The 26,963-nt window shown below is 56.8% G+C and carries 26 protein-coding genes and 1 pseudogene; 15 read left to right on the top strand and 12 right to left on the bottom strand.

Going from position 1 to position 26,963, the window contains the following annotated elements; translation table 11 throughout:
* Positions 1-29 precede the first annotated feature (29 nt).
* Positions 30-1,442, bottom strand: a complete 1,413-nt coding sequence (locus ACQ4N8_RS12800; protein WP_430704750.1) for an FAD-binding oxidoreductase — start codon at positions 1,440-1,442, stop codon at positions 30-32.
* A gap of 168 nt (positions 1,443-1,610) precedes the next feature.
* Between ACQ4N8_RS12800 and ACQ4N8_RS12795 the strand changes: the two genes are divergently transcribed.
* The gene (locus ACQ4N8_RS12795; RefSeq protein WP_430704749.1) at positions 1,611-2,330 is read left to right on the top strand and encodes a FadR/GntR family transcriptional regulator; all 720 of its coding nucleotides are present in this window, start codon (positions 1,611-1,613) and stop codon (positions 2,328-2,330) included.
* Between the two features lie 259 nt (positions 2,331-2,589).
* Here ACQ4N8_RS12795 and ACQ4N8_RS12790 read toward each other — a convergent pair whose 3' ends face one another.
* Positions 2,590-3,702, bottom strand: coding sequence for a hypothetical protein (locus ACQ4N8_RS12790; protein ID WP_430704748.1), 1,113 nt, complete (start codon positions 3,700-3,702; stop codon positions 2,590-2,592).
* A 194-nt stretch (positions 3,703-3,896) separates the two neighbouring features.
* Between ACQ4N8_RS12790 and ACQ4N8_RS12785 the strand changes: the two genes are divergently transcribed.
* Entirely contained in the window at positions 3,897-5,207 is a 1,311-nt protein-coding gene (locus ACQ4N8_RS12785; RefSeq protein WP_430704747.1) for an MFS transporter, read from the top strand.
* Here the strand turns inward: ACQ4N8_RS12785 and ACQ4N8_RS12780 are convergent, their stop codons facing one another.
* The 3 genes from ACQ4N8_RS12780 to ACQ4N8_RS12770 form a co-directional block, all read right to left on the bottom strand.
* Positions 5,208-6,194, bottom strand: a complete 987-nt coding sequence (locus ACQ4N8_RS12780) for a zinc dependent phospholipase C family protein (protein ID WP_430704746.1) — start codon at positions 6,192-6,194, stop codon at positions 5,208-5,210.
* Positions 6,195-6,271: 77 nt separating this feature from the next.
* Positions 6,272-6,889, bottom strand: a complete 618-nt coding sequence (locus ACQ4N8_RS12775; protein WP_430704745.1) for a LysE family transporter — start codon at positions 6,887-6,889, stop codon at positions 6,272-6,274.
* A 16-nt stretch (positions 6,890-6,905) separates the two neighbouring features.
* Positions 6,906-7,241 carry an Lrp/AsnC family transcriptional regulator gene (locus ACQ4N8_RS12770; RefSeq protein ID WP_430704744.1) on the bottom strand — a complete coding sequence of 112 codons (336 nt, stop codon included), beginning with the start codon at positions 7,239-7,241 and terminating at the stop codon, positions 6,906-6,908.
* Between the two features lie 224 nt (positions 7,242-7,465).
* Between ACQ4N8_RS12770 and ybaK the strand changes: the two genes are divergently transcribed.
* The gene (gene ybaK, locus ACQ4N8_RS12765) at positions 7,466-7,972 is read left to right on the top strand and encodes a Cys-tRNA(Pro) deacylase (protein ID WP_430704743.1); all 507 of its coding nucleotides are present in this window, start codon (positions 7,466-7,468) and stop codon (positions 7,970-7,972) included.
* Between the two features lie 220 nt (positions 7,973-8,192).
* A complete protein-coding gene (aguA, locus tag ACQ4N8_RS12760) occupies positions 8,193-9,338 on the top strand; it encodes an agmatine deiminase (RefSeq protein WP_430704778.1) in 1,146 nt (381 codons plus the stop codon).
* On the opposite strand, the gene ACQ4N8_RS12755 is transcribed toward aguA, so the two are convergent.
* Entirely contained in the window at positions 9,294-10,004 is a 711-nt protein-coding gene (locus tag ACQ4N8_RS12755; protein ID WP_430704742.1) for a MerR family transcriptional regulator, read from the bottom strand. The two genes, aguA and ACQ4N8_RS12755, sit on opposite strands and share 45 nt — an antisense overlap.
* A gap of 261 nt (positions 10,005-10,265) precedes the next feature.
* Between ACQ4N8_RS12755 and uvrA the strand changes: the two genes are divergently transcribed.
* A complete protein-coding gene (uvrA, locus tag ACQ4N8_RS12750; protein ID WP_430704741.1) occupies positions 10,266-12,773 on the top strand; it encodes an excinuclease ABC subunit UvrA in 2,508 nt (835 codons plus the stop codon).
* 14 nt (positions 12,774-12,787) lie between these two features.
* On the opposite strand, the gene ACQ4N8_RS12745 is transcribed toward uvrA, so the two are convergent.
* Together ACQ4N8_RS12745 and ACQ4N8_RS12740 are read right to left on the bottom strand one after the other, a co-directional pair.
* A complete protein-coding gene (locus tag ACQ4N8_RS12745) occupies positions 12,788-14,191 on the bottom strand; it encodes a sensor histidine kinase (protein ID WP_430704740.1) in 1,404 nt (467 codons plus the stop codon).
* Between the two features lies 1 nt (position 14,192).
* Positions 14,193-14,909, bottom strand: a complete 717-nt coding sequence (locus ACQ4N8_RS12740) for a response regulator transcription factor (protein ID WP_430704739.1) — start codon at positions 14,907-14,909, stop codon at positions 14,193-14,195.
* Between the two features lie 174 nt (positions 14,910-15,083).
* Here ACQ4N8_RS12740 and ACQ4N8_RS12735 point away from each other — a divergent pair, with 174 nt between their 5' ends.
* From ACQ4N8_RS12735 to ACQ4N8_RS12710, 6 genes are all read left to right on the top strand, one after another.
* Positions 15,084-15,965 (top strand): carbohydrate ABC transporter permease, encoded by an 882-nt coding sequence (locus tag ACQ4N8_RS12735; RefSeq protein ID WP_430704738.1) that lies wholly within the window; start codon positions 15,084-15,086, stop codon positions 15,963-15,965.
* A gap of 48 nt (positions 15,966-16,013) precedes the next feature.
* Complete coding sequence (locus ACQ4N8_RS12730) at positions 16,014-16,871, top strand: carbohydrate ABC transporter permease (protein WP_430704737.1); 858 nt, start codon at positions 16,014-16,016, stop codon at positions 16,869-16,871.
* Positions 16,872-16,903: 32 nt separating this feature from the next.
* A complete protein-coding gene (locus tag ACQ4N8_RS12725) occupies positions 16,904-18,085 on the top strand; it encodes an efflux RND transporter periplasmic adaptor subunit (protein ID WP_430704736.1) in 1,182 nt (393 codons plus the stop codon).
* A 24-nt stretch (positions 18,086-18,109) separates the two neighbouring features.
* Positions 18,110-19,444: an ABC transporter substrate-binding protein gene (locus ACQ4N8_RS12720; RefSeq protein WP_430704735.1), complete on the top strand. Its 1,335-nt coding sequence runs from the start codon at positions 18,110-18,112 to the stop codon at positions 19,442-19,444.
* A gap of 85 nt (positions 19,445-19,529) precedes the next feature.
* Positions 19,530-20,159 carry a YfbR-like 5'-deoxynucleotidase gene (locus ACQ4N8_RS12715; protein ID WP_430704734.1) on the top strand — a complete coding sequence of 210 codons (630 nt, stop codon included), beginning with the start codon at positions 19,530-19,532 and terminating at the stop codon, positions 20,157-20,159.
* A 179-nt stretch (positions 20,160-20,338) separates the two neighbouring features.
* On the top strand, positions 20,339-21,031 hold the full coding sequence (locus ACQ4N8_RS12710; RefSeq protein ID WP_430704733.1) for a DUF7002 family protein: 693 nt from the start codon (positions 20,339-20,341) through the stop codon (positions 21,029-21,031).
* A gap of 19 nt (positions 21,032-21,050) precedes the next feature.
* On the opposite strand, the gene ACQ4N8_RS12705 is transcribed toward ACQ4N8_RS12710, so the two are convergent.
* Positions 21,051-21,932, bottom strand: coding sequence for a LysR family transcriptional regulator (locus tag ACQ4N8_RS12705; protein ID WP_430704732.1), 882 nt, complete (start codon positions 21,930-21,932; stop codon positions 21,051-21,053).
* 157 nt (positions 21,933-22,089) lie between these two features.
* On the opposite strand from ACQ4N8_RS12705, the gene ACQ4N8_RS12700 reads away from it, so the two are divergent.
* Positions 22,090-22,884 (top strand): SDR family oxidoreductase, encoded by a 795-nt coding sequence (locus tag ACQ4N8_RS12700; RefSeq protein ID WP_430704731.1) that lies wholly within the window; start codon positions 22,090-22,092, stop codon positions 22,882-22,884.
* A 68-nt stretch (positions 22,885-22,952) separates the two neighbouring features.
* Here the strand turns inward: ACQ4N8_RS12700 and ACQ4N8_RS12695 are convergent, their stop codons facing one another.
* Positions 22,953-23,801 (bottom strand): serine hydrolase domain-containing protein, encoded by an 849-nt coding sequence (locus tag ACQ4N8_RS12695; protein WP_430704730.1) that lies wholly within the window; start codon positions 23,799-23,801, stop codon positions 22,953-22,955.
* Positions 23,802-23,967: 166 nt separating this feature from the next.
* Positions 23,968-24,063: pseudogene (locus ACQ4N8_RS12690) on the bottom strand (YnfA family protein); the annotation flags it as partial.
* Between the two features lie 165 nt (positions 24,064-24,228).
* Here ACQ4N8_RS12690 and ACQ4N8_RS12685 point away from each other — a divergent pair.
* The gene (locus ACQ4N8_RS12685) at positions 24,229-24,546 is read left to right on the top strand and encodes a thioredoxin family protein (RefSeq protein ID WP_430704729.1); all 318 of its coding nucleotides are present in this window, start codon (positions 24,229-24,231) and stop codon (positions 24,544-24,546) included.
* A 45-nt stretch (positions 24,547-24,591) separates the two neighbouring features.
* Positions 24,592-25,254, top strand: a complete 663-nt coding sequence (locus ACQ4N8_RS12680; protein ID WP_430704728.1) for a VOC family protein — start codon at positions 24,592-24,594, stop codon at positions 25,252-25,254.
* Positions 25,255-25,259: 5 nt separating this feature from the next.
* Here ACQ4N8_RS12680 and ACQ4N8_RS12675 read toward each other — a convergent pair whose 3' ends face one another.
* Positions 25,260-25,832: a TetR/AcrR family transcriptional regulator gene (locus ACQ4N8_RS12675; RefSeq protein WP_430704727.1), complete on the bottom strand. Its 573-nt coding sequence runs from the start codon at positions 25,830-25,832 to the stop codon at positions 25,260-25,262.
* Between the two features lie 120 nt (positions 25,833-25,952).
* On the opposite strand from ACQ4N8_RS12675, the gene ACQ4N8_RS12670 reads away from it, so the two are divergent.
* Positions 25,953-26,852, top strand: coding sequence for an SDR family oxidoreductase (locus ACQ4N8_RS12670; RefSeq protein WP_430704726.1), 900 nt, complete (start codon positions 25,953-25,955; stop codon positions 26,850-26,852).
* Positions 26,853-26,963: the final 111 nt, after the last annotated feature.

Here is a 26,963-nt window from a genome sequence, read left to right as displayed (position 1 = left end):
CCCGGCTGCCGCTTCCTTGGATTCGCCGTTCATCGTTTCACCACCAGCCTGCGGCGTTCGGACGCCGCGAAGATTTTGCCCGGATTCATGATGTGATGGGGATCGAACGCTTCCTTGATCCGCTTCATCAGTTCCAGCCCGAACTCGCCGACTTTCAGATGAAGGTAATTCATTTTGGCCAGGCCGACGCCATGCTCGCCGGTAATCGTGCCGCCCAGCCGGATCGAGGCGTGAAAAATCTCCTCAAACGCCTGCTCCACGCGTTCGATTTCCTCCCGGTTCCGCTCATCCGTCATGCAGGTAGGGTGCAAATTGCCGTCTCCGGCATGGCCGAACGTGCAGATTTGCAGCCCGTACTTACCGGCCACGCGTTCGATCTCGGCAACCATTTCCGCCAAGCGGGAGCGAGGGACCGTGGCGTCCTCCATGATCGTGGTCGGCTTTAGCCGGGACAGGGCGGACAAAGCCGCCCGCCGCGCGGTCAGCAGTTTGGCGCCTTCTTCGGCCGAACCGGCGACCTCCACGCCCGCCGCGCCGTTCGCCCTGGCGATTTTGGCGATGCTCTCGATGTCGCGGACCACGACTTCTTCCGGACCGTCCTGTTCGATCAGCAGCATCGATTTCATATCCAGCGGCAGTCCGAGATGGGCGTATTCGTCGACGACCCTCATCGTGCCTTGGTCCATGAATTCGACCGTTGCCGGGATGATTTTTGCTGCAATGATTTGCTCGACCGTTTTGGCCGCATTCACCAGGTTGGTAAAAAAAGCGACCAGCGTGCGCTTCGTTTCCGGCAACGGCAGCAGTTTGAGCGTGATTTCCGTAATTACGGCCAGCGTGCCTTCGGATCCGACCAGCAGCCGGGTCATGTCGTAGCCGGCGACATCCTTGACGTTTTTGCCGCCGCAGCGCAAAATTTCGCCCGAGGGCAGCACGTATTCCAGGCCCATGACGTAATCCTTGGTTACGCCGTACTTGAGCCCGCGCATACCGCCGGCTCCTTGGGACAAATTGCCGCCGATCGTGGAAATTCGCATGCTGCCGGGATCCGGCGGGTAAAACAGTCCCAGCGCTTCCGCGGCTTGATGCAGCTGCGCGGTCACGACGCCGGGGCCGACCGTAGCGGTCAGATTCCGGGGATCGATCTCAAGAATGCGATTCATGCGGTTCATATTCAGGACGATGCCGCCGTGCACAGGAATGGAGCTGGCCGCCAAATTCGTGCCCGAGCCCCGGGGAACAATGGGAATCCGGTGCTCGTGGGCGATTTGCAGAACCGCGGAAACTTCCCGGGCCGAAGCGGGGAGGACGACGGCGTCCGGCAAGGCTTGATACATCGGGGTTGCGTCGTAGGAGTAGGCGTAAAGGTCGGCGGGACGATCCAGCAGCCACTTGTCGCCGACGATGCTTTGAAGCTGGCGCTTGATTTCCGGGGTAATCAACAAACATTCCTCCATTCCCATTTGTTATAATAAGCATCATATGGTTAGTCAGGTCATCAGATGAATTTTAAATTTGAAATAAATCTATCATATCCGAAAGGGATTGTATAGACTGTTATTTAGGAATAATGTTCGTTAGTATTCATCTGATCGGGAGAGGAAGGAACCATGGAACTAGGCAAAAAAAATGTTGAGATCATCATCGAGGAACTGCAGCGGATCATCGAATCGGGGATGGTTAAGCCTGGCGAAAAGCTCGACACGATCGAAAACCTGGCCAAACTCTACCGGGTCGGGCGCTCCACCGTACGCGAGGCAATCAGCCATTTGAAAGCCTGCGGCCTGTTGGATACGAAGCAGGGCGGAGGGACGTATGTCCGGACACGGGCGTTGGAATCGATGGCTGCCCGGCAGATCCGCGACCGCGAGGATTTGGCGAGGCTGCTTGAGGTGCGGCGCATTCTTGAAGTCGGGAGCATCGAGCTGGCGGCTAGACATCGGAGCGAAGCGGATCTGGACGAGCTCTCGCGCATCGTGCGCCATATGGAGGATGCGATCGGCAACGAAGAAATCAGCCAGGTGCATGATGTCAATTTCCATCTCGCCGTCGCCAAAGCGACGCAAAATCCGCTGCTTGGGCAAATGATGGAAAGCATTTCCGCCATGATGATGCGGACGATCCGGGACAGCCGCAGCCTGTGGTTGTTCAGCGAGCAGGAGTCGGCCCGCCGCCTGTTTCAGGAGCATCAGCAGATGCTGCAGGCGATCCGGGACCGGGACAGCGGTAAAGCGGCCGAGCTCATGGCCATTCATCTGACCAAGGTGGGGAATTCATTGATTGGGGCTGCGGACGAGCAGGGGGCCGACGGAACAAGGCAAGGATTCTAAGTCTAAAAAGATTGCTCTTGGATGCAAAAGCAACAGAGTGAGCATGAACGTGGCTAGTGCCCAAACTTAGGGGGTAGCAACGATCGGCGTATCCCGCTCGACGGATTTGACAGAAACGGTGAATTCTATTCGGTTTTTCGCATATAATCCTTAAGAGTCGCCTGATATTTTCGGATTCCTTGCTGGGGGACGTTGGGTCCACCGTTACCGCAGATTTTCCATAACAAAGACCTGGCCGATTGGCCAGGTCTTTGTTTGCTTACTCGGGAGCGGCTTGCAACTGCAATGCGGTCTCGGCCGCTTCCGCGCCGTTCACGAGCAGCACGATGCGATGCTCGCCGGGATAGTGGCGGCGCGTCGTCAGGTCGGCCCAGCTGTGACGGCGCGTTCCGGTCAAGCGGGCGCCGCCGGGGACGGTTTTGTCCGACAGCAGGAACAGCTTGCGGGAGGTGCGCCCGCCGGCTTTGACAAAGTCTATGCCGTATTCGATGCGAACCTTGGCCGGCTCGCCTTCGCGTACGGTCAACTCGTAGCGGAGGTCGCAGCCGTCGCCGATGCTCAGCACGGCCGGCTCCACCGCGAGCGTCGCCGCCGCCGCAAGCGGCTCGCTCTCTCCCGCGGCGGCGTAGCCGAACAGCTCCAGCACCTCGGGGCCGCCTTTCCGAATCAGGGTGCGACAGCCGTGGCGCACGATCCAGTCGGTATGCGGATGCGCGCCTTTCCAACGACGGGCAATCTCCAACACCAACTGCGGATGATCCTTGGCGATGTCGTTCAGGTTGTTGGCGACGCTCTTGCGCACATACAAGCTGGGATCCGCCTTCAACTGCTCGAGGATCGGCAGGATGGGCGCGGGGTCGCGCTTGAACATCGGCAGGGCTTGTCCCCAGGGGAGGCGCGGCCGGCACCCTTCGCTCGACAGGCGGCGCACATGCTCATTGCCGTGCCCCGACCATTCCACCATCTGCCGCATCATCCGTTCGGGATCGCGCAGCAGGAAGGAGCGTACGGCGAACTCGGCGGACGACTTCGGCGTGAACCGCTCGAACGCCTGCATGGCCAGCGGCCAGTCGGCCTCGGCGCGGCCGAACACCTCCACGAAATCGGGGAAAAACAGATAAGGGAAGCCGGTGCAGGTCTCGTCGATGGCGTACAGCACGCCGACCGCTTCGGAAAAGGCGACGGGCAGCTGCTCGCCCAGCTTCAGCGTGATTTGCCGCATCCGCGCTTTGAGCTCGAGCCCTTCCCACGCGGCATCCATCGTCTGCGCGACGAATCGCTCCGGATCAAACGGAGCGTAAGCCCCGTGCACCTTGCTGCCGAAGCTCCGCAAAAAGGTTTCGCTATATATCGATTTCAACGTTTCGGCCATGATCATTCTCCGTTCCGCGCCTAAATAATAAGGTTCAGGGATCTATTTTACTATTCCCCGTGCCTTGTGTCACGTCGGCGAAGGGCTCGCCTTGCTCGGCCGATCTTTTTTATACAGCGCAAACACCGGCAAAACACCGCGTTAATCCTTTGCTTCTATAATCAAACCATTTGGTAATGGAAAGGGACATGACGATGAACAAATCGGCTGTAAGGTCTTGGATCATGTACGACTGGGCCAATTCGGCGTATTCCACCACCGTGCTCGCGGCGGTGCTGCCCATTTTTTATAGCAGCGTTGCGGCCCAAGGGCTAAGCGATAACTTAGCCGCCTCTTATTTGGCTTATACGCACGCCATCGGCATGGCGTTGGTGGCCGTCATTTCGCCGCTGCTCGGCTCCATCGCCGATCTGTCGGGGCGCAAAACGACGTTTCTGGCCGGGTTCGCACTGCTGGGCATGATATCGACCGCAGGGTTTGCGCTGGTCGGCCCCGGGGATTGGCTGCTGGCCTCGGCGATGCTCGTCGTGTCGACGGTCGGCTTCTCCGGAAGCCTGACGTTTTACGATGCGATGCTGCCCGATCTGGTACCGTCCAGGCACAGGGACGATATCTCGGCCAAAGGATATGCGGCCGGTTATGTGGGGGGAGGCCTTCTGCTTGCGGTCAATTTGCTGATGATCCAGCAGCCGCAGCGGTTTGGTTTAGGGGACGAACTCGCGGGAACGCGTCTTTCATTCCTGACCGTAGGCGTATGGTGGCTGCTGTTCTCGCTGCCGGTCATGCGGAAGGTGCCGAATTTGCCGAAGCAGGCGAACGGCATGACGGCGGGAGGGTACCTGCGGGCGGCCGCGCAGAGAATCGGCGGCACCTGGAAGGATGTTCGGCGCTACCCGCAGCTGTTTCGGTTTATCGCCGCCTTCTGGTTTTATAACGACGGCATCAATACGATCATCCTGATGGCGACGATCTACGGCACGACGCTGGGGATCGGCACCAGCGATTTGATCCTGGCGCTCCTGATTACGCAGTTCGTCGGCTTCCCCAGTACGATCCTGCTCGGCAAAGCGGCGGCTCGCCTGGGACCCAAGCGGGTGCTGATCGCTTCGTTGCTCACGTACGTGCTGATCGTCCTTTTGGGCTTCGGCATGACGAGCGCGCCGCATTTTTACATCCTCGCCGTCATGGTCGGGCTGGTGCAGGGCGGAAGCCAATCGATCTCCCGCTCTATGATCAGCGATTTGATGCCGCCGCATCGGACGGGCGAGTTTTTCGGCTTCGTCAACATCACGAGCAAATTTTCCTCGATATTCGGACCGTTTGCGTTCGGTCTGATCGGACAGCTTACGGGGAACCCGCGCCTCGGCATTTTGTCGCTGCTGCTGTTTTTCGCTTTAGGCATCGCCGTGGTGGCCAAGCTCAACCTGAATCAAGGCAAAGCGGACGCCTTGCGCCATGGCGGAGGCGATGGTAAGGAAGGCGCACTCCCGCAAGCTACGGCTTGATCAACCGGTTCTTTGCCGGCCCCAGATCGGTTCCGCGTAAAGGTTGACCAGGTTGCTGCCGCAATCTTTACCCGTATCATACGAGCGGTCCCCGAGCAGCTGCCGGAAGCTTTCCAGCTTCGGCGCGGACGTCTCGGGGGCTTTGTCGTTCAGCCAGTCGGCCAGCGCGCCTAGCACCCGCCTTGCGTCCTCCAACGCCTGCTCCCACAGCTCCCAGACGCTGTCCTTCCTTACTTCGGAATACAGGGCCGAATGCCGCCACTCGGTTCGTTGTTCGTTCAAGTAATCCGGCATGTCCATGCCCCGGGAGGCGGGAACGGAAGGATAGAACAGGCGCCGGACCGGACCGGCAACCAGCGTCTTCTTCCAACCGCTCGGGTCGTGCAGGAGCCGATGCGCCAGCCGCATATCCCGGTAGGCTTCCTGCCAACTGGCAAAGGGAAGGCGGACGGCCTCGGGGTAGTGGGCTAGGACGGTATCGTGCAGGATTTGCCGAATCGGGCGGGGGAGTCCCGGGCCAAGGTCGATTTCCTTCCAACCGGCCGCGCGCGACACGTCCACCTGCTTCAGCCGTCGCATAAACACGGCGTCGAGGGCGATCTCGAAGCGCTGATGGTCCAGCCGCTTATAGCCGGCTTTCCAGTTGATATAGGGGTGAAGGTTGCGGTCGAGCAGATGATGGGTCAGAAAGCCGAGGAAAAAGAGCTGAGCTTGCGCTCGCACCGATTCGGGGAGCGTCAAGCTTCTCCGCCACAAATCGATCAAGACCGGGCCGCAGCTCCGGCTGTGCATCAGGTTGCCGAGCTTAACCGCCCCGCTGGGCTTGCGCCAGGACAGGAAGCCGTGGAAGAGCAGAAAATCCGGCCCCTGGCAGCCGACGTGGTAGAGGTTGCGATTCGTGTGAAGCTCGTTCAAAATAGGAAAACGGTCCTGAAACTCGGCCGCAAGCCGTTGACCGTATTCAAGATGCATCCAAATGGCCGGCATGGTTTCCCTCCTGCTGCTTTTTTTCTCAGCATAAGGAGCGGATGTTAAGGGAGCGTGAAAACCGATGCGGATTCATGTTAAGATTGGTTCTTCGTCCAGGCCATACGTACGGCGAAAACGAGCAGGACAAGGCCCACGACGAGGTTCAAGGCCTGCGACAGCAGCGGGGTGAAGAATGCGTAAGTCAAACTGCCGAGGAGCGCGATCGAGCTCAAAAAGGCGAAGGTGGCCAGCAAAGCCCCAAGCGCGAATCGGGAAAGACCGGCTCCAGGCAAGCGCATTTCACTCATTTTGGTCGCGAATACCCCGGCCCAGAACAAAATCGTCAACGGGTTCGAAGCGGTCAGCAGCACGGCGTAAACGAACGCGCCGCTTTCGCTGTCGCCAAATCCGGATAGCCCAAGGTTTGGCAGCAGCGCGATCCCCAAAGAGCCGAGTACCATGCTAAGCCCAAACAGGAATAAGATCGCGGCGCCAAGCCGTTGGATCACCGGCCGTATACCTTCATGCTCGAGCAGCGGGCCGATGCCAAGCATGGCGGCCAGCATGAACAATCCGTCGACGAGTACCACGCCAAGCACGCCGTACTCCGCGGCAAGAAAACCATCGTTCGATCCGGTTTGAAAAATAAACAGGCAGACCGGGCCGACGGCCAATTGCAGCAGCATTCCGAATTTGAAACCTCGGATCAGCATGGCTGATCGCCTCCAATCAGATGTTGATATTTTCCTTGAGCGAGGAGAGAGAGATCATCGTGTTGCTCTTCATCACGCCCGGCAATTTCTTGAGGGTCCCGGTTAAAAAAGCCTCCAGCTGCATCGTATCTTCCACCAATACTTTCAGCAAATAATCGTATTCGCCGGCGAGATGATGGCATTCCAGGACCGGCTCGCAGGCCACGATCGCCTCCCGGAACGGTTCAATCTGTTTGGTGTGCTCGATGCCGACCCTTTTGCCGATATCGGAGGCGGTCATGCGGCTATTGCGTTTCAGTGCATTCAGGATGTTGTGGTCCGTGCTGTCCATGCGAATCCCTTCTCTCTGCATTGAATTAACTCCATCATAGGAGGAAGTTAAAAAGATGTAAATCTTTATCGGAAAATGCGTTAATCATTTAGCCAAAATAGATGATAGAGTTAAATAATTACGGCAGCACTAGAGGATAAGTAGGGCCCTGCCAAATGATTTAAGGCGCCGGACCTGTTCCAGGCTATACGGAAATGCTAGGATAATGATAAGAGACAAAGAAGGATAGAAAAGGAGTGGCTGATATGGCAGAGGTCAAGACGAATGCCATGCGGATGCTGGACAAGTCCAAAACGCCTTACCGGATTTACGGCTACGATGCCGAAGACGGGCAAATACACGGGACCGCCGTGGCGGAGAAGATCGGCAAACCGCCGGAGAAGGTGTACAAGACGTTGGTCGCCCACCATGGGGTAGCTCTCTACGTATTCATCATTCCGGTTGCCGAGGAGCTGGATCTGAAGAAGGCGGCCAAAGCAGCCGGTGTCAAAAAAGTGGAGATGCTGCCGCTAAAGGATTTGCAGCAGCAGACCGGTTATATACGCGGGGGCTGCTCGCCGGTAGGCATGAAGAAGCTGTTTCCGACGTTGATCGACAGCCGCGCGGAAAGCCTGGACACCATCCTGGTCAGCGCCGGGAAAGTCGGGATGCAGATGGAGCTGGAGCCTCAGCAATTGGCCGAACAGGTCAAGGCGAAATTTGCCCCGCTTATCCGGGAGGAAGATCGACATGGAAATGATATCCTTTCGTAATGAGATTGGTTCTATTGTAAACAAAGCCATTGCTCTTGAGCAATGGCTTTGTTTGACATGAAGGTCTCTTTGTTTATTGGGCCAGGTTCGACAACACTGCAAATCCTGCCCGTGGAGAATTTTGGCAAGCGGGGCCTATACGGAAATGACGTTTGCTGAATAAGGTGAATTAATTTCAAGCAAACAAGCGAAAAGTCCAGGGGGTGAGGGGATGGTGAACATGAGGGAGCAAGCGCCGAACCGTCCTAAGGCCGACGGGTATCGCATGCCGGGCGAATTCGAACCGCATGAGGGGACGTGGATGCTGTGGCCGGCGCGGACGGATACGTGGCGCCTCGGGGCGAAGCCGGCCCAGGACGCCTACGCTCGCGTGGCGTCGGCAATCGCGAAGTTTGAACCGGTGACGATGGGGGTCATCGGCGGCCAATACGAGCATGCCCGCAACCTGCTTCCCCCGCAGATCCGGGTCGTCGAGTTATCTTATGATGATGCCTGGATGCGGGATATCGGCCCTACGTTCGTCAAGAACGATCAGGGGGAGGTTCGCGGCATCGACTGGGGGTTTAACGCCTGGGGCGGCTTGCAAGACGGGCTGTATTTTCCTTGGAATCAGGATCAGCTGGTAAAGCGGAAGGTCCTCGAGCTGGAGCGGATTTTCCGTTATGATGCCGGGCATCTGATCTTGGAAGGCGGCGCGATGACGGTGGACGGCGAAGGGACGTTGATCGCGACGAAGCAAAGCGTGCTGAATTCGAACCGGAATCCGCATTTATCCCGCAAAGAATTGGAAGAAGAGTTAAAGGCCTATTTGAATGTCCGGAAGATCATCTGGCTGAGACAAGGGCTACACCATGACGAGACGGACGGGCATATCGACGAGGTGGCGGCATTCGTCAGACCGGGCGTCGTGGCTCTGAGCTGGACGGACGATCCTGCCCATCCGCAGTTTCCCTTGCTGCGCGAAGCCTACGAAACGCTGAATATAGCAAGGGATGCCGCCGGGCGGAAGCTGGACATCCGAAAAATCCATCTCCCGGCGCAGCTGTTCCTAACAGCCGAAGAAGCGGGGGGCATCGACCGGTCAAGCCTGAGTTATGCGCGGCCTGCCGGCACGGCCATCGCCGCCAGTTACGTCAACTTTTACATTTGCAACGGCGGCGTCGTGATGCCGGCCTTTGGCGACCCGCTTGACGAAGCGGCTTTGGGGCAGGTACAAGAGCTGTTCCCGGAACGGAAGGTCGTGCAGGTGAACACCAGGGAAATCGCTTATGGCGGCGGCAATATTCACTGCATTACGCAGCAGCTGCCGGAACGCCGGCGTTCAATGCTCGGGCTGTTCCTCCAACAGCTCGATCAATCGCTCTAAATACCGGATGCCGCGCATGCGGTTGCGGTTCTTCACGTTGAGGTAGTGCAGCGCATCTCTGGCGATCCGCCGCGCCTGCTCAAGATTGTTGTGATCCAGCTCCCGAATCACTTCCTTGATCGTGTCGAGCGACCACACGGCCATGCGCAGCGTGCCGATAATGAGGATCTGCCGAATCTGCGTCGGGCTGAAGGAACGGTAGCTGTTTTCCGGATTGCGTCCCACGCGGATCAACCCCATTTTCTCCCAGTGGCGAATCGCCGTGGCCGGAATCAGCGTTTCCCGCGAGACTTCCCCAATTGTCATCCAACGTTTTCGCCCCCGGGCATCCACATTGTCCAGTTCCTTCGTGTCCAGCACCAGAATCGTTTTGTCCGCCATCAATTTCTCCCTATGAAGCTCGGCCTGCGCTTGGGTAACCAGCCACAAGGCTTCGTCGTATTCCTGTTTCAGCAACTTGCGCAGCACGACTTTCGTCAATTCCATGCCGAATCCCGGGCTCATGGCCCGGATGCATTCGAAGTAAGCGATATGCGTGGCCGTGTAGATCCGGTAACCGTTCGATCCTCGCTCTACCGGCGGGATGATGCCCCACTCCTCGTAGTGCCTTAATGCGCTCGTACTGATGTTCAGCTTTTTGGCGATATCGATCGGCCTGATGCTCATTCCCTACCTCCGCTTTGTAAAAAAAAGTTTAAACTGCACGTAGAAACCTTATTCATCAAAAATGCCGATAAATCAAGGGATAATTTGCCCAACCTTACCAATTGCACGAATGTTATAAGATTAAGGTATCAAATTTGCAAAGGAGGAGCAAATGTCGAGAATGGGGTATGCGATTGAAGTGGAGAGGCTGACTAAATCGTACGGCAGCGTGGAGGTGCTGCGGGGGATTGATCTCAAGGTGAAGCAGGATGGAGGTACCCATTGAACGAGATGATCGAAATCCGGGGCGCCCGGGAAAACAATTTGAACAATATTACGCTTCGCATTCCCAAATACAAGCTGGTCGTCCTGACGGGACCTTCGGGTTCCGGCAAATCGACGCTGGCGATGGACACGCTGCAGCGGGAATGCCAACGGCAGTACATGGAATCGATGGGAATGACGGCGGAGGCGCTGCAAAAACCGAAGGTCGACGCGATCGTCGGCCTTTCCCCCTCGATCAGCGTAGGGCAGCACGTCACGAACCGCAATCCGAGATCGACGGTGGGCACTGTGACGGATATCCATACGTATTTGCGGGTCATTTATGAGAAGCTGGGAGAGCGGCCTTGCCCGCACTGCGGGTTTCGCTTTGTCCCGGGGCCGGTAAGCGCGGAGGAGGAGGATTCCCTCGCGGATGAAGCGGCAGGGGAACCGGAAGGGCCTTATGCCAAGATTCGTTGTCCGGAGTGCCGCGGGGAGATGACGCGTTGGACGCGGCGGCATTTTTCTTACAACACCCCGGAAGGGGCTTGTGATGGCTGCGGCGGACTGGGCTTTACGGTCAACCTGGATATGGACGCCGTCTTTGACCAGGAACGGAGTTTGCTTGGCGGCGGGGTCACCATCTGGTACGACATGTACACCCAGTATCAAACGAATACCTTGACCGCAGCGGCCGCCTATTACGGCATCGGCTTCGATCCAGACCGCAAACTGAAGGATTACGGCGAGGCGGAGCGCGATTTGCTGTATTACGGGGTGGAAAGCGAACGGTTTACCCGCCATTTCCCGGATGCCAAACCGCCCAAATCGGTCAGTGCCGGGAAATTTGAAGGCGTGGTAACGGGCATCTGGCGCAGGTACAAGGAAAAAGGCGGGGAATCGGGGGAAGCGGCGCTGTTCCACGAGCAGACATGCGAGCGCTGCCACGGCGCCAGGTTAAAGGAGGAACTGCGCCGGGTTACGGTCGGCGGACGATCGATCACCGAATTATCCGAGATCTCGCTGCAGGATGCCCACGGCTTGCTGCTGCAACTTATGGATGCATTGCGGCCGGACGAGAAGGAACAGATCGAGACGCTGCTGCACGACATGACGGTACGCCTGAAGCGGATCGTCGACGTCGGTCTCGGGTATCTGTCGCTCAACCGCCAGACGGTGACGTTGTCCGGCGGCGAAGCGCAGCGGCTGCGCCTTGCTTCGATTCTCGGCTCCGGTTTGACCGGCGTTCTGTATATCCTCGATGAGCCGACCGCCGGGCTGCATCCGCGCGACACCGCGGGTTTGATCGACGTGCTCAAGCAGCTGCGCGATTTGGGCAATACGGTGCTGGTGATCGAGCACGACGTGGAAATGATGCGGGCGGCCGATCATGTGATCGATATGGGCCCTGGCGCCGGAAGCTTCGGCGGCCGCGTCGTTGGCGAAGGAACGCTGCAGGAGCTGATGGAAAGCGGGGAGTCGGCGACGGGAACCTTCTTGCGGGAAGCCGCCCTCGTGAATGAGCCGCGGTCTAGACGTCCGGGCAACGGACAGGCCATCCGCGTCCATGATGCGTATGAACGCAATTTGAAGCACATCGACGTCACCTTGCCGCTCGGCTGCCTGGTTGCGGTGACCGGTGTTTCCGGTTCGGGCAAATCGACCCTGCTGTTCGATCTGGTCGCCGCCGGCGGCCGGGACGACCAGAAGCGCAGCGGCTGCGGCAGCATCACCGGCTTCGCGGCGGTCGATAATATCGTAACGGTCGACCAATCGCCGATCGGACGCATGAGCCGGTCCAACGTCGCTACGTATACCGACGTGTTTACCGGGATGAGGAACCTGTACGCCGGTTTGCCGGAGGCGAAGGCGGCGGGGCTGACCTCCAAGCATTTTTCCTTCAACACGCCGGGGGGCCGCTGCGAGCACTGCCAGGGTCTTGGCGTCGTGCCGATGGACATGTTTTTCCTTCCCGGCCTGGAGGTTCGCTGCCCGGTTTGCCACGGCAAACGTTTTAAACCGGAAGTGCTTCGGGTTACCTACAAAGACCTGACGATTTCCGATCTCTTGGACCTGACCGTCCAGGAGAGCTTGCCGCTGTTGGAGGTGCAGAGCAAGATGGCTGGGCAGATCGCCCTGCTGCACGAGGTGGGGCTGGGGTACCTGCATTGGGGCCAGTCGCTTCCGACCTTGTCCGGCGGCGAAAGCCAGCGGATCCGGCTGGCCAAGGAGCTCGGCGGGAAGGGGAAACGCCATACGCTGTATTTACTGGACGAACCGTCGACCGGTCTCCATCCGCGCGATACCCGGCAGCTGCTGGTGCTGTTGAACAAGCTGGTCGATGCCGGGAACACGGTGATCGTGGTGGAGCATAACCTTGACGTCATTCGCGAATGCGATTGGGTCGTCGATATCGGCCCGGAAGGCGGCGACGAAGGCGGGCAGGTCGTGGCGATGGGAACCCCGGAAACCGTGGCCTCCGTAGAGGAGTCGCATACGGGGCGATTTTTAAGAGCGTTGATTTAATCAAAGAGGAGACTTTAGCCGGCGGCCGAAGTCTCCTCTTTGATCGGAAAGGATAGCGTAAACCGGGCCCCGCCTTCCGGCCGGTTGCCTGCCGTAATTCGTCCCCGGCAGCGTTCCACGATCGCCCGGGAGATCGCTAGGCCGAGCCCCGTTTCACCGTTCTTGCCCTTGGCGAAGCGCTGGAATAGGCGAGGCAGCAAAGGCTCGGCAATGCCGTCGCCGTCGTCGGCGATTTCGATCAACAAGGCATCGCCGCGGACCGAGGCGCCAATATCGATTTGCCGTTTGGCATAACGGGTGGCGTTCCCGGCAACATTGATCAGCGCCTGCAGCAATTTCTCCCGATCGGCGAAGATCGTACGGTCAAGCGCTCGATCCTCGTCCGACAATCGGAGTTCCAGTCCGTTTTGCACCAGCAGCGGATTGATTCGCATCACGGTTTCGTCGACCAACTCCCGGACGGAAACCCGATCCGCATGAAAAATGCCGTCTTCGCTCTCCAGCTTCGCCAGCAATATCAGCTCCGTGACGATTTTCTTCAACCGGGCGCATTCGCTGATGATGACGCCCAGTCCTTTCTCCGCTTTCTCTCCCTCGAAAACGCCGTCCTTGATGCCTTCCGCATATCCTTGGATCGACATCAGCGGCGTCTTGAGCTCATGCGAGGCGTTCTGAAAAAACTCCCTTTGCGCCAGCTGATATTTATCCAATTCAGCCGCCAGTCGGCAAACGCTCCTGGAAACCTCGCCGATTTCGCCATCCGCCTCCACGAGCCGCACGTCGGAAAAACGCCGATGCTCCACTTTTTTGAGCTCCTGCCGCAGCTTCGACAGGGGGGTTACGAGCCGCTTCGTGATATACGTGCTGAGCAGAAACGCGACGATGCCGCCGCCGGCGAGAACGATCATCATGCGGAGAAACAGGGCGCTTTGCACCGATTCGATTTGGTTCATGGGCGTGGCCATGATCGCGGACACAGCCGGCTCCGCCAGGCCGTTAACTCCGGTAGCGTCGGTCATCGTTTCGACGACATAGTTCCCGCTCGGCTGCCGCCAGACGCCGTTGACGAACTCCTGCGTCCTCGAAAGCTTCAGCCATTCGGTGGCTTTGTCGTCGGGCAGGCTGCTGTAGACGATGCGATCGCGGTAGGCAACCAGGGCCACTTCGCCTGCCGGTACCGCGGGGGCTGACTGGACAGCCTGGACGGCTTCCTTACTTAGGACGGAAGCCGCGCTGCCCGACAACGGCATGCTGCGAGAGGCGACGGCGATCAGCCGGCTGCCCGTGTCGCGCAGCTCTTTCCGCTCGTTATCGATGAGCGAGTTCAGCAACAGTGGGTACATGACCGCGGCGGTCATGGCGATGACGCACAGGAGCAACAGCCCGAACGAAAGGTTTAATCGGTAAATCAGCTTCACGTTATTTCCCCTCGCTTTCCAGTCGCAGCCGGTAACCATATCCCCAAACGGTTTCGACCGGCAGCTCTTTCATCTTTCGGCGCAGACGTTTGACCAGGTCGTCGATCGCCCGGTCGCTGCCGAAGTAGTCCGCGCCCCAAACCAGCGATAACAGTTCATTGCGGGTAAAAGCCCGATTCGGCTGCTCGACCAGCGTTGCTAGCAATTGAAATTCCTTCAGGGTCATTTCGATTTCCGCCTCCCGCCAGAATACCCGGCGTTCCTCCAGGGCGAGCCGCAACGGGCCGAATTCCAACTGTGCCTGCCGCAGCGAAGATACGGGGGACATCGCCTCCTGACGCTGCCAAATGGAGCTGGACCGCTGGAATAACCGATTCACCCGGGCCACGAGCTCCCGGGGGCTGAACGGCTTGGTCATGTAGTCGTCGCCGCCGAGCTCCAGGCCGAGTATCTTGTCCACTTCCTCGTCGCGCGCCGAAATCATGATGATCGGCACTTCCGCTTCCTGGCGGATACGGCGGCACAGTTCGAATCCGTTCATCCCGGGGAGCATGATATCGAGAATCCACATGTCGGGCGGATCGCTTTTCCATAAATCCCAGGCTTCCTCCGCCGAAGCTAACGGTATCGTCCGGTAGCCCTCCTTCTGCAGATAAGCCTCCACAATGGCGCTGATTTGCCGGTCATCATCGACAACGGCGATTTGGTATGACTTCATGCCGGTCATTCCTCCACCCGTGTAATCTGCCCTCATTGTAGCAAATATCCAGGGGGAGAAGGACAATTCCATACTTTTTCCATACTTCCTCCGAAGTTTTGCCATGGCCGGTTTTTATAATGGTTAACCGAGGGGCAAATCGGAAGGGGCCGTTTCGTCGGCTGCCGCAGGGAGGTGGAGAAAATAGGGAAGACATCGCGTTCGGTCCGGCAGGAGTTGTTCGCCGCAGGCTGCTTTTTAGCGCCGAGTCTGATCGGCTTTGCCGCGTTCTATCTGATTCCGTTCCTGCAAAGCATCGGGCTCTCCCTCATGGCGCAGGAGGATGGGGGAGGGCTTACGCTGCGCTATTACGCCGAAGTGCTGGGCAGTTCTTCCTTCCAAAAGGCCGCGGCGAATACGCTTTGGTTTACGGCGATCAGCGTTCCCCTGTTAAGTTGCGCGTCTTTAGGTCTGGCGCTTCTGCTGAATCGGCGGGTCTTCATCCGTAAGTGGCTTCGCGCCGGATTCGTGCTCCCTCTCGTCGTTCCGGCCGCTTCGATCGTGCTCGTCTGGCAGCTGCTGTTCGATTGGAACGGGGCGATCAATGCCGTTATGGCCGGACACGGCTACCCTCGCACGGATTGGCTCAAATCGGACTTCGCGCGGCTTGCCGCGATTTCGATTTACGTGTGGAAATACGTCGGCTACAATGTGGTGCTGTTTCTGGCCGGTTTGCAGAACATCCCGCAGTCCTATTATGAAATTGCCGATCTGGAAGGGGCCGGACCGGTGCGCAAGCTGTTCGTGATCACGCTGACGTATTTGACGCCAACCACGTTTCTGGTCTTGCTGATGTCGATTCTTAATTCATTCAAGGCCTTTCGGGAAACGTACCTGATCGCCGGGGCTTACCCGCACGATTCCATTTACATGACGCAGCACTACATGAATAACATGTTCCTGTCGCTCGATGTCCAGAAACTGTCCGCTGCGGCGGCGTTGACGGCGACCGGGGTATTTGCGCTGGCCGTCCTCTTCCTGCGCACGGAGCGAAGGTTCCGTTCCTACATGGAATGACGGAGGGCGGGCGGAGAGCGAACTTATGATAAGGAAGGGGGAGCGTACTTGAATAAAGAATTTGTACGGTCCGTGCTGCGTACGGGTGTGCTGCTGCTCCTCGTTGCCTTGTTTATCATGCCGGTGGTTTTCACCCTGGTCAATTCGCTGACGACGGAGCGCGAGATCATGGCGAATTACGGCATGCTGGGGAAACCGGAGGTGAACGCCATGGTCAATGTTAAATGGATCCCGGACCGGGTTAGCTTGGATCAGTATGCCAAGGTGTTGGTGGCAACTCCTATGTATTTGCGTCTGTTCTGGAACTCGGTTTTTCTGGTCGTGCCGATCGTTGCGGGTCAAACCGCCGTGGCACTCTTGGCTTCCTTCGCGCTGGGAAAATTGCGGTTTCCCGGAAGGGAAGCGCTATTCTTGACGTATTTGATCACGATGCTGCTGCCTTTTCAAGTCACGCTGGTTCCCAATTACCTCATGGCCGATCGGCTCGGCCTGTTGGGTGATCGCGGCTCCGTCATATGGCCGGGAATCTTCGGCGCTTTCGGCGTGTTCCTGCTCAGGCAATATATGCTGCATATCCCTTCGACTTATATCGAAGCGGCCAAGATCGATGGGGCCGGTTACGCCAGAATCTTTGCTTCCGTCGTGCTGCCGATGGTCAAGCCGGGGATCGCTGCGCTGGTCGTGCTATTGTTTGCCGATTACTGGAACATGGTAGAGCAGCCGCTTATTTTTCTGCGGGATGCGGACATGCAGCCATTGTCGGTCTTCTTGTCCAGAATCCAGCAGGAAATGCTCGGCGTCTCCTTTGCGGCCTCGGTGGTATACATGGTGCCGATGGTGCTTCTGTTCCTGAGCGCCGAGCCGTATTTCATCGAGGGGATCGAATTGTCGGGGATCAAAGGATAGGCCGGCCACATGGCTGCGAAGGGTGAATAACATTGAACGCTTCGCTTGCCGCGGCGTTCCGGCTCAAACGAAAGGGGGGGGGCATTCTGGGCAAGCCAACCTGGATTCGAACGGCGGTAGCATTGTTCTTGTTCGCGATCGCCGTCCTTACGTTATTCAGCAATACGATGCAGACAGCCATGCTGCCGAAGGTGGCGACGGAGAAGCCGTGGACGAAACAACTGGCGCATCCGATCAAAGGGAGCGGTGTTCTCGTTCCCCGGCGCCAAACCGAGTTGTCCAGCGATACCGGATGGAAAATCGGCAAGGTTCACGTGAAAGAGAAAGAACGCGTGAAGAAAGGTCAGGTTCTGGTAACGTTCGACAGTTCGGACGGGGAGTCGCAGCTGCAGGATGCGGAAATTAGCGTGCGCCGTCTCCGCTTAGACATAGAGCTTCTGCAGGATCAATATATCGCCGCGCAGCATGACGGGGACGCCGAGGCGATCCGCAAGGCGAACCGCGATTTGCAAAGCGGGCGTCTGGAGTTGGAGGCGGCGCAGCGAAATGCGGATAAACTGCGGCGGGGCATTGCGGAGAAGCGCGCACTAACCGCGCCCTATGACGGGCAGGTCCGAGAGCTTGAAGCCGAGGAGGGCATGAGCGTTCCGGCTGGCCAAAAGCTGCTGACGCTGGTCAAAAGCGAAGAGGGATTCGAGTTCTCTTTCGAGTTGCCGCAGGGTTCGGCGGAACGGCTCGATTTGAACGAAGAAATCCCCGTTGCCGAGCAAGGCCGATCGTCGGGTAAGCTGATCGGCAAGGTCGCGGAGATCCGGGCCGCATCCGGCGGGGGAAGCGGCCCGGATCAAAATTCAGGATCCGGGGGGATGGAGCTGGACGCCCAACGGTGGACCGTTACGGTGGCCGTATCGGCACCCGATCTTGAAGGCGGGGAAAAGGTCTCGGTGGATATCGAGAAACCGGCTCCGGAGCAAGGTTTGGTCATCGACAAGAAATGGCTCCGGCAGGATGCGGAAGGTACCTATGTGTTTGTGATACGTGAAGAACGAAGCGCGCTTGGCAACACTTATACAGCGCAAAAGGCTTACGTAGTAACGGGAGAAGAGGCCAAGGACGAAATCGTCATCCTGCGGGGGTTATCGCCGGAGGACGAAATCATTGCCGAATCCAGCGATCCGCTTCAGCAAGGCGATCGGGTCGCCTGGAGCGGGTAAGCATTTAAGAGAGGATGATCCGGATTGAAGAAGACAGGTTTGAGGTTGCTGCTGTTCACCATGTTGATCACATTAACGGCTTGTTCCGGAGGCGGCGGGGGAACCGGGGAGAGCGGCGAGAACGGCGGGCGGAAGATCGTCGTGGTCGCCGTCTTGAGCGGCAGCCGGTTTTTGGACGCAGCCGCGCAAAAGTTCGAGGATAAACATCCCGATATCGATATCGAGATCAAGGAGTACCTGTCGCTGCCGAGACCGGCCGAAGGCCAGGCCATGATCGCGCCTTCCCAGACGGATATCGAAAAATACGTGCAAACCCTCACGACGCAGGCGATCGCCGGGGAAGGCACGGATATTATCTCGCTAAGTGCCTTGCCTTTGGATCAGTTCGTGGCCAAGAACGTACTGGCCGATTTGAAAGCCCGGATGGAGAAGGATGCCGCCTTCGATCCGAGTTTGTATTATAACGGAATTTTGGAATCGATGCAGCATGGGGACGGCTTGTATGCACTCCCGATCGGGTTCTATCTGGAGGGGATCATCTCCGCGAACTCCGGCTTGTTGAAGCAGGCGAATCTTTCGATCAACGATTCGACCTGGACCTGGGATGAGTTCAAGGATATTTCCAAGAAGCTTCAGGAGCAGGTCGGCAGCGACTATACCGCGTTCGCCAACGTTTGGCCGTTTCAGTTGCTTTACGAATCCGTGGATGCCAATTATGAGGCGTTTGTCCAGGGGAAGCAGGCGAATTTCGACTCCGATTTATTCCGAAGCTTGATGCGCCAAATCAAATCCATGTATGACGAAGGCGTGTTAAGCGCCACTCCTACGCAGGAATTCAGCAAAACGCTGTTTACTTCCTATGCGCTGGCTACCCCCCGATCCGCGGTCATGGAAATGGCGCAGCCCCAGGCAGCGTTCTATCGTAAACCTACGGTAGACGGGCATGCCGGAGGGATTTCCGTCTCCCCCTTCAATACGTTCGGATTGAACAGCAAGTCGAAGGTACAGGACGAAGCTTGGGAATTTCTGAAGTTCCTGTTATCGGAAGAGATGCAATCCTCTCCGGAACTGGAGGCCTATCCGATGCATAAGCAAGCGGTCGAGAACAAGCTCGAGGAAGTCCGGGCAAGTCTGGAGCGCGGCGACCTTGCCGGGGATGTCCCGGACCCGGAGGCCTTTGCGAAGCATTCGCAAATGCTGAAATCGATGCTGGAACAAGCAGGTACCTCCCGTTCCAGCGATATCAAGATCGTGACCATGCTCGAGGAAGAGTTCGATTCGTACATGAACGGGCAAAAAACGGAAGAGGAAGTGAGTCGGCTGATTCAAAGCCGGGTGTCGACGTATTTGAACGAGTAGGTGGAAAACGCTGGATTTGACGTTTCGTTAACAATCGCCGTCTATACTCGGAGTATAAACTCCATATAGAAAGATGGCTGATCCGATGGGCATTCATACGTACTTTCGGTCATTAAACGAGCTGGAACGCATCTACCGCTGTCCCGGAAGGTTCAAGTTTGAAGAACATAGCGTGGCGGCGCACTCCTGGAAGGTTGTGCAGTACGCCAAAACATTGGCCGATATCGAAGAGCAGCATGGCGCGATCATCGATTGGAAGAAGCTGTACGAGATTACGAGCAGCCATGATTACGGCGAAATTTTCATCGGCGACATCAAAACGCCGGTCAAGCATGCTTCGATCGAGCTGCGGAACCTGATCCAGCAAGTCGAAGAGGGCATGGTCCATAATTTCATTGATGAGCATATCCCCGAGGAGTTTAAAGCCATTTTTCGCAACCAACTGCGCGAAGGGAAAGACGATTCCGTCGAGGGACTGATCCTGGAGGTTGCGGACAAGCTGGACCAGGTTTATGAGGCATTTGCGGAGTTGCAGCGGGGCAACACGGAAAAAGAATTCGTCAAAATGTACCGCGACGCTTTGGTGAAAATCAAAAACATCAAGCTCGAATGCGTCGATTATTTCCTCCGCGAAATATTGACGGACATGGTGAACGAGGGGACGACCTCGCCGATCGACATCAAGCGGATTACGCAGGAAGCGCTGGAACATTGAAGGGATGAAATAGGGGAATATATCGGTAAACGAACGATTTGTGCATAGATCCAGCTCAAAGAACCGCAAGGATTTCCTTGCGGTTTTTAAGCTGCTGAGGAAGAGGCTTGGCCTAACGTCGGAGGAAAGCATCGATCGGTACCGTTTGTGGAATAGTGATGATCAAGAGGAGCGATTTCATGTACGAGGATATTATCGCAGCGATAACTAAAGCTAAAGGGAGAAAGTCGCTGTATCACTTCACGAGAACGGGCAATCTGCCGGCGATGGCGCATGACGACGCATTGCTGTCCAGCTACCGAATCCATCCGCAGGCGGCGGGCATCCGGCGGGTAAATCCGGTTACCACGCGATGGGGTGGACTGGACCGAACCGTCAATGCGAATTTGCGCATCCCGGCATCGATGATCGACGAATCCTCGACGCTGGATGAATTTCGCAATTACCTGGACCGGCACGTGTTTTTTTGGCCCACCCTGAATGACTGCCGGAAAATGCTGGAGACGTACACGCGGAGGGAGCCTGAAGAAAGCTTTGCTGTGTTGGAGTTCGATGCGGCATCCCTGCTTGCCGAACACGCTGCGGACGTGAAATTGTCCAAATACGATTCGGGCAGCTCCCCCCGTTTCCCGGCGAGGTGCTCTTATAAGAAGAGCCCGGACATGTTCGTGCCTATGTCCTTATTCGGCATGCCGACGAAGAGCAGCGTACCGACGCGCGCCTCGGACATCCGGGAGGTCCTGGTCGAAGGGCAGGTCAAGCATCTCGCCCGGCATCTGAAGTCGGTGTACGTTTCTCCCGTCGAAGCGGTGCCTCCTGCCTGGGCCGGCATCGCGCGGCCTTTAGGGAATTTTCCGGGCAGCCCTGAATAAGGATGCTGCCGATGGCCATTTATGTCCCGGAGCTTAATCCCTCCACATATTCGATGAACCGTCTGGCCGCCGGCGACACGTAGCGGTCTTTTCGCCATTTCAGGCCAAGCTCCCACTGCCAGCCTTCTTCTTCGATCGGGATCCAAACCAGCCCGTCGAGCGTCAGTCCCATCGTCTTCGGCAGCACGGAGACCCCCAGGCCGGCCTTGATAAAACCGGCCACGGTGATCAAATCCTCGGCATCATAGGTGGATGTCAGCATAAAGCCGGTGTGCTGGAACCGGGAGAGAATGGTCGCTTTGAGGCCGCAGTTGTTTTTCAGTCCGACGAACGGCTCCCCGGACAGCTCTGTCAGGCTTAACGACGCACGATCCGCGAAGCGGTGCTGCGCCGATACGACGATATAGAGCGGCATCGTTTGGATCACGACCCATTCGTGCAGCTCCATAAAGGATTCCCTGGACGTAATCATGAGATCCGAGAGGCCTTTGTTCAAATGCTCGTCGATATCCCCGAGATTCCCCTGCGTCAGTTCAAACCGGACCTGCGGGTGGCTTTGCCGGTAGTTCCTGACGAGCGTAGGCACCAAATCCACGCCCAAAATATTCAGATAGGACATGGCAACGACCCCCGTATCCGGATTCGTCCATTCCTCCAGCTCCCGCATGCCGTTACCGAGGTTTTGCATCGCCTGTTCGACCCATTTCACGAACATTTCTCCGTATCGGTTCAGCTCCAGGCTGCGTCCGCCGCGTTCGAACAAGGGAACGCCCAGTTCGTTTTCGAGTTTGGCTATGGCATGACTTAAAGCCGGCTGGGTCAAATTAAGCGCCTTGGAGGCTTGCGTCATGTGTTGCAGCCGGGCAACGGTCAGAAAGTACTCCAATTGCGTCAGTTCCAAAGCGGCACCTTCTTTGCACATGAATTATATTTATGATTAACATGAATACTATAAATTAGACATTATAACCGGGTCAAATGTAAAATGAATGCTGAGCCCAGCAACGGAGGTATCTCCAGACTGGAAATCACGGAACACCGATAAGGAGGAACCAAAGATGAACGCATTTTTAGACAATATGAAAACCGAATTCGCCGGCAAAAAAGCGCTGGTCACCGGGGGGACCAAAGGGATGGGACAAGCGATCGCGGCGAGACTTGCCGCGGCCGGGGCTACGGTGATGACGACGGCTAGATCAATGCCGGACGCGCTGGGCGATCCCGAGCTGTTTGTGGCCGCGGACTTGACGACTCCCGAGGGGGCGGACCTGGTTATCCGCGCCGCAATGCAGCGGTTGGGCGGTGCGGACATGATCGTCCACTGCCTGGGCGGATCGAACACGCCCCCCGGCGGAGCCTTGGCATTAAGCGACGAGGATTGGCTGTTCGCTTTGAACTGGAACCTGCTCGGCGCGGTCCGCTTGGATCGTGGGCTGCTGCCGTCCATGCTGGAGAAGGGAAAAGGCGCGATCGTGCATATTTCCTCGATTCAAAGAAAACTGCCGCTATACGAAACGACATTGGCGTACGCTGCAGCGAAGGCGGCGTTAACCAACTATAGCAAAGGCCTGTCCAAAGAATTCGCGCCGCGGGGCATCCGCGTGAACACGGTAGCTCCCGGGTTTATCCAAACGGAGGCGGCCGACGCCTTGATCGACCGGATCGCCACGGAAACGGGCAGCAGGGAAAGCGCATTGCAGCAATTGATGCAGTCGCTGGGCGGCATCCCGCTGGGCCGGCCGGGACTGCCGGAGGAAGTCGCCGAGCTCGTCGCCTTCCTCGTCTCCGATCGGGCCGGTTCGATCACCGGCAGCGAATACGTCATCGATGGCGGGACGATTCCGATCTCTTGATCATACCCGCGCTTCGGCAATGGGGTGGTGAAACGTGCCGTTTCCTTTAGGGGAAGCGGCTTTTTCGCCTATATATAAGGTGCGATATATTGGCGGAACACTTCGGCCGGAGGGCGGTCTTTCTTGCGCTTATCGTCGGTCAGTACGACGACCGTTTCCAGGCCTGGAATGACGTATATGAATTGCCCTCCGTAGCCGCGGGCGTAAAAGAAATCGAAGGCCGGATCCTCGCCATCGCCAAAGACATCCGTCCACCAGTGCCAGGCATAACAGCCCCGGCGGGGTGCCTCGACGTCGATTGCCGGCTGCACGGAACACGTCAAGATATCCTTGCCGATCAGCTGTTTGCCGTTCCACACGCCTTGCTGCAGATAGAGCCGGCCGAAATTCATCATATCGGCGGGGCGGAGCCACAATCCGAATCCGCCGGTGTGGATTCCCTGCGGATCTTGTTCCCAACGGTAAGCCTCGATCCCCAGCGGGCCGAACAGGTACTCCTCGGCAAAACGGGCGGTCGGCATGCCGGAGGCTTGGACCAAAATCGCCGACAGCAGCTGCGAGCCGCCGGAGTTGTATTCCATCCGGTCGCCGGGGCGATCGGCCATCGGCTGCTCCAGCGCAAATCGGACCCAATCCGGGGATCGGGTCATTCGCGGGAACGAATTGTGTCCGCCAAATTCCGTCCAATTCCATCCGCCCGACATCGTTAACAAATGCAGCAGGGTAATCTCCCGTTTCCGGGGATCGGGATCCGTTTCAAGCTCCGGGAAAAATTCGCGCAGGTTCGTGTCGGGAGGCGGTAAGATGCCCTGCCCGAACGCGATGCAGAGCAGCGCGGAGAGAAAGCTTTTCGTGCAGGAGTTGATTTTGGCGATTTCTTCTGAGGTTTGCGGGTTTCTGTAATGCTCGAAGATCAACTGCCCCTGCCGATGGATTAAACAGCTTCTTAAATTTAGGGGCGCAATCGCTATGGATATCGATGACAAGTTCATTATCGTGTTTACCTTTCCATGTCCGTTCAATTTCCGTCCTTGCTTTATCATCGCTTTAAGCTAGGTTGCGGCAAATGACGGTTTTCATGCATAACGGGCGGGATTCCCGCAGCCACAGCCATATCAGGTATCCGCCGCCGATTTCGGCCAAGCCGGCAACCAGAACCAAGAGAATCGCGAGGAGCATAACGCCCATTCCTTTCGCGTTATTTTTACCAAAGATTGTACCATGGATCTGGAAAGATGAAACCTTCATGAAGACTATGGCTTCTTCGCGCGGATGAGCTATAATCTTAATAAGGAAATATTCAAATTTGAACTATAGATTCTGCAATATAAGGAGTGGATTCGTATGGATAGAGTACAATCGGAAACGCAATTCGAGAATCTGATTCAACGGGATCAATATACGGTCATCAAATTCGATACGACCTGGTGCCCGGACTGCAAAAATCTGGACCGGTTCATCGGGGATATCATCGCCGAGCATACGGACAAAGATTTCTTCGCGATGGACGCCGAAGAATTCCAGCCGCTGGCCGAAGCCAACGAGGTGCGTGGCATTCCGAGCCTGCTCGTCTACAAGAACGGGGAGAAGATCGCCCATCTGCACAGCAAATTCGCCAAAACGCCGGGGCAAATCCGCGAATACCTCGAAGGTTTGGCTTAATCCGGCAGATTTGATGATCATCGTCGGACATAGGGAGAGGGAAGCATGAAATTCTCGCGCGTCACTTTAGGGTCGGGGAGGCTGCAGGAGACGAAAGCTTTTTACACCGAAACCCTGGGCTTTGCCCTGGTGGAGCAAGGGCTGGAACATTTCACGATCCAAGCCGGCGCCACGCTGTTAACGTTTCGGGCGGCTGCTGACGGGGAGCGGCCGTTTTACCATGTTGCCCTGAACGTGCCGGAAAACCAATTTGCGGAAGCGAAGCGGTGGGCATCCTCAAGGGTTCCCTTGATTCGCCAGCAAGGAGAAGACGAGGTCTACTTTACAACATGGAACGCCCATGCCATTTATTTCGAGGATCCGTCCGGCAATATCGTGGAGTTCATCGCCCGGCATAACCTGCCCGGCGTCACCGGCCATGACTTCACCGTTCAGGACATCATGGGCGTAAGCGAAGTGGGCATCGTGACCTCGGAAGTCATTCCTTTCGTCCGCCGATTGAATGCGGCAGGCCTGCCCAACTGGAAAGAGGATAGCGATGGGCTAACCCCGGTCGGGGATGAGTGTGGACTTTTAATCGTGGTCCGGGACGGACGGGAATGGTTTTTCTCCAACCGGAAACCGGCACGGTTTTATCCCGTGGAAGTCACGGTGGCTGGAGCGGGCCGTTTCCGTTTTCCCCTGGAAAATCAAGTAGCCAAGTTATGATACCTTTATGCCTTCCTGGCGATCCCGTACAGGAGGGCATTTATTATCCACTCCTGGCCATCTAAGCTATCGCCGCCGAGGAGCAGGCTATCCGCCGACGAGAGATCCTTTCTGTAAAGCTCCAATAGCCTGCGAATAAAGCCCCCCGGAATTTCCTCCGAAAGCTCTCCAGTTGATTTTCCTTCCGTGATAAAGTCTTCAATCAGCTTGTTCGTTTTTCCTGAAAATTCCGCAAGGAACTCATCCTGTCGGATCGCCTGTAGAAGTTCGGGGTGGAATTGCTCAATCATGGCGTTTTTAGAAAAAATAAGCCGCCGAACCTTTTCGCCAAAAAGCTCCTTGGACTGCATGATTCGCTCCGCCTGCTCAAGCTGTTCCGTCAGGATTGTGCGCACGACTTCGCGAATTAACCCTTCTTTGCTCTGAAAATAATTATACAAAGTGACGACGGACACGTTGGCTTTATCGGCAACTTCACGAACGGAAAGCTTCGCGGGGGGGACGGTCTTCAATTGTTCCATAGAAGTACGGATAATTTGTTGCTTCTTGAGCACCGCTCTTCGTTCAAAACCGTTCACGGTCATCACCTCCATAGATATTATAACGAACCGTTGATTTTGTTTCAAAACTTTTTTATAATAGTCGTAAATGAAACGATTTAACAGAAATGTTTCATAATTTCACGAGTAGGTGAGAGCATGAGTCAACTCAATCAAGAGTCTTGGGATCTAAACGGAAAAGTATGCCTGATTACTGGAGCCAATGCCGGGATCGGCAAACGTGCGGCCAAGCGGCTGGCGGGCCTTGGCTCCCGGGTAATTGTCGTCTGCCGGAACCCAGCCAGTGGGGCGAAGGCGGTTCAGGAAATCAAACGTGAAACGGGAAATCACCATGTGGAGCTGATTCAAGCGGATTTGTCCTCGATGAAAAGCGTACGTCAATTGGCGGAAGAAGTTCAGGCGCGGTATGAACGACTGGACGTGCTGATTCACAATGCGGCCAATTTCGACCAAACGCTAAAGCGGCCGATGATGACCGAGGAAGGGCTGGAGACGATTTTCGCCACGAACCATCTCGGTCCGTTCCTGCTGACTCATCTGCTTATCGATCTATTGAAGGAGAGCGCTCCGAGCCGGGTGATCACCATCGCTTCCAAAGGATTAATCGTTTTTCCCAGATTGACGATTGACTTCGAAAATTTGAAGGGGGAGAAATCTTTCTCCGTCACCCGTGCTTATTACCAATCCAAATTGGCCCAGCTCATGTTCACTTATGAATTGGCGGAGCGGCATAAGGACTGCGGGGTAACCGCGAACTGCATTCGGGTTCCAAGCGTAAAGATCGACGAAGGCAGACATCAGCAAGTGCCTGCGGGGATGAAGCTGGCCTACCGGATCAAACGGCATTTTGCCTTGAACCCCGAGGACATGGCCAAAACGTATGCTTATCTTGCGGCCGACCCGTCTTTAGTTCGGACAACGGGAGAATATTTTGACGAACATTATCGGATCGTAAAGTCATCCCGAAAATCCTATGACAGGGCCGTACGGAAAAAATTGTGGAGCGTTAGCGAGCAGCTTACGGGGATCGACCGGTAGCCGCAGCTATATCCTCGCCGGACGCGGCAATTATTGGGCGGCCCAGCTTCCGCGCTGGCTTCCTCGAAGAAGAGTTGCGCTGATCGCGAAACGTATTTTTCAACTGGCGTT

The organism is Paenibacillus macerans, from assembly GCF_050565405.1.
Lineage (GTDB): Bacteria > Bacillota > Bacilli > Paenibacillales > Paenibacillaceae > Fontibacillus > Fontibacillus macerans_B.
This window is presented reverse-complemented; position numbering and strand designations above follow the sequence as displayed.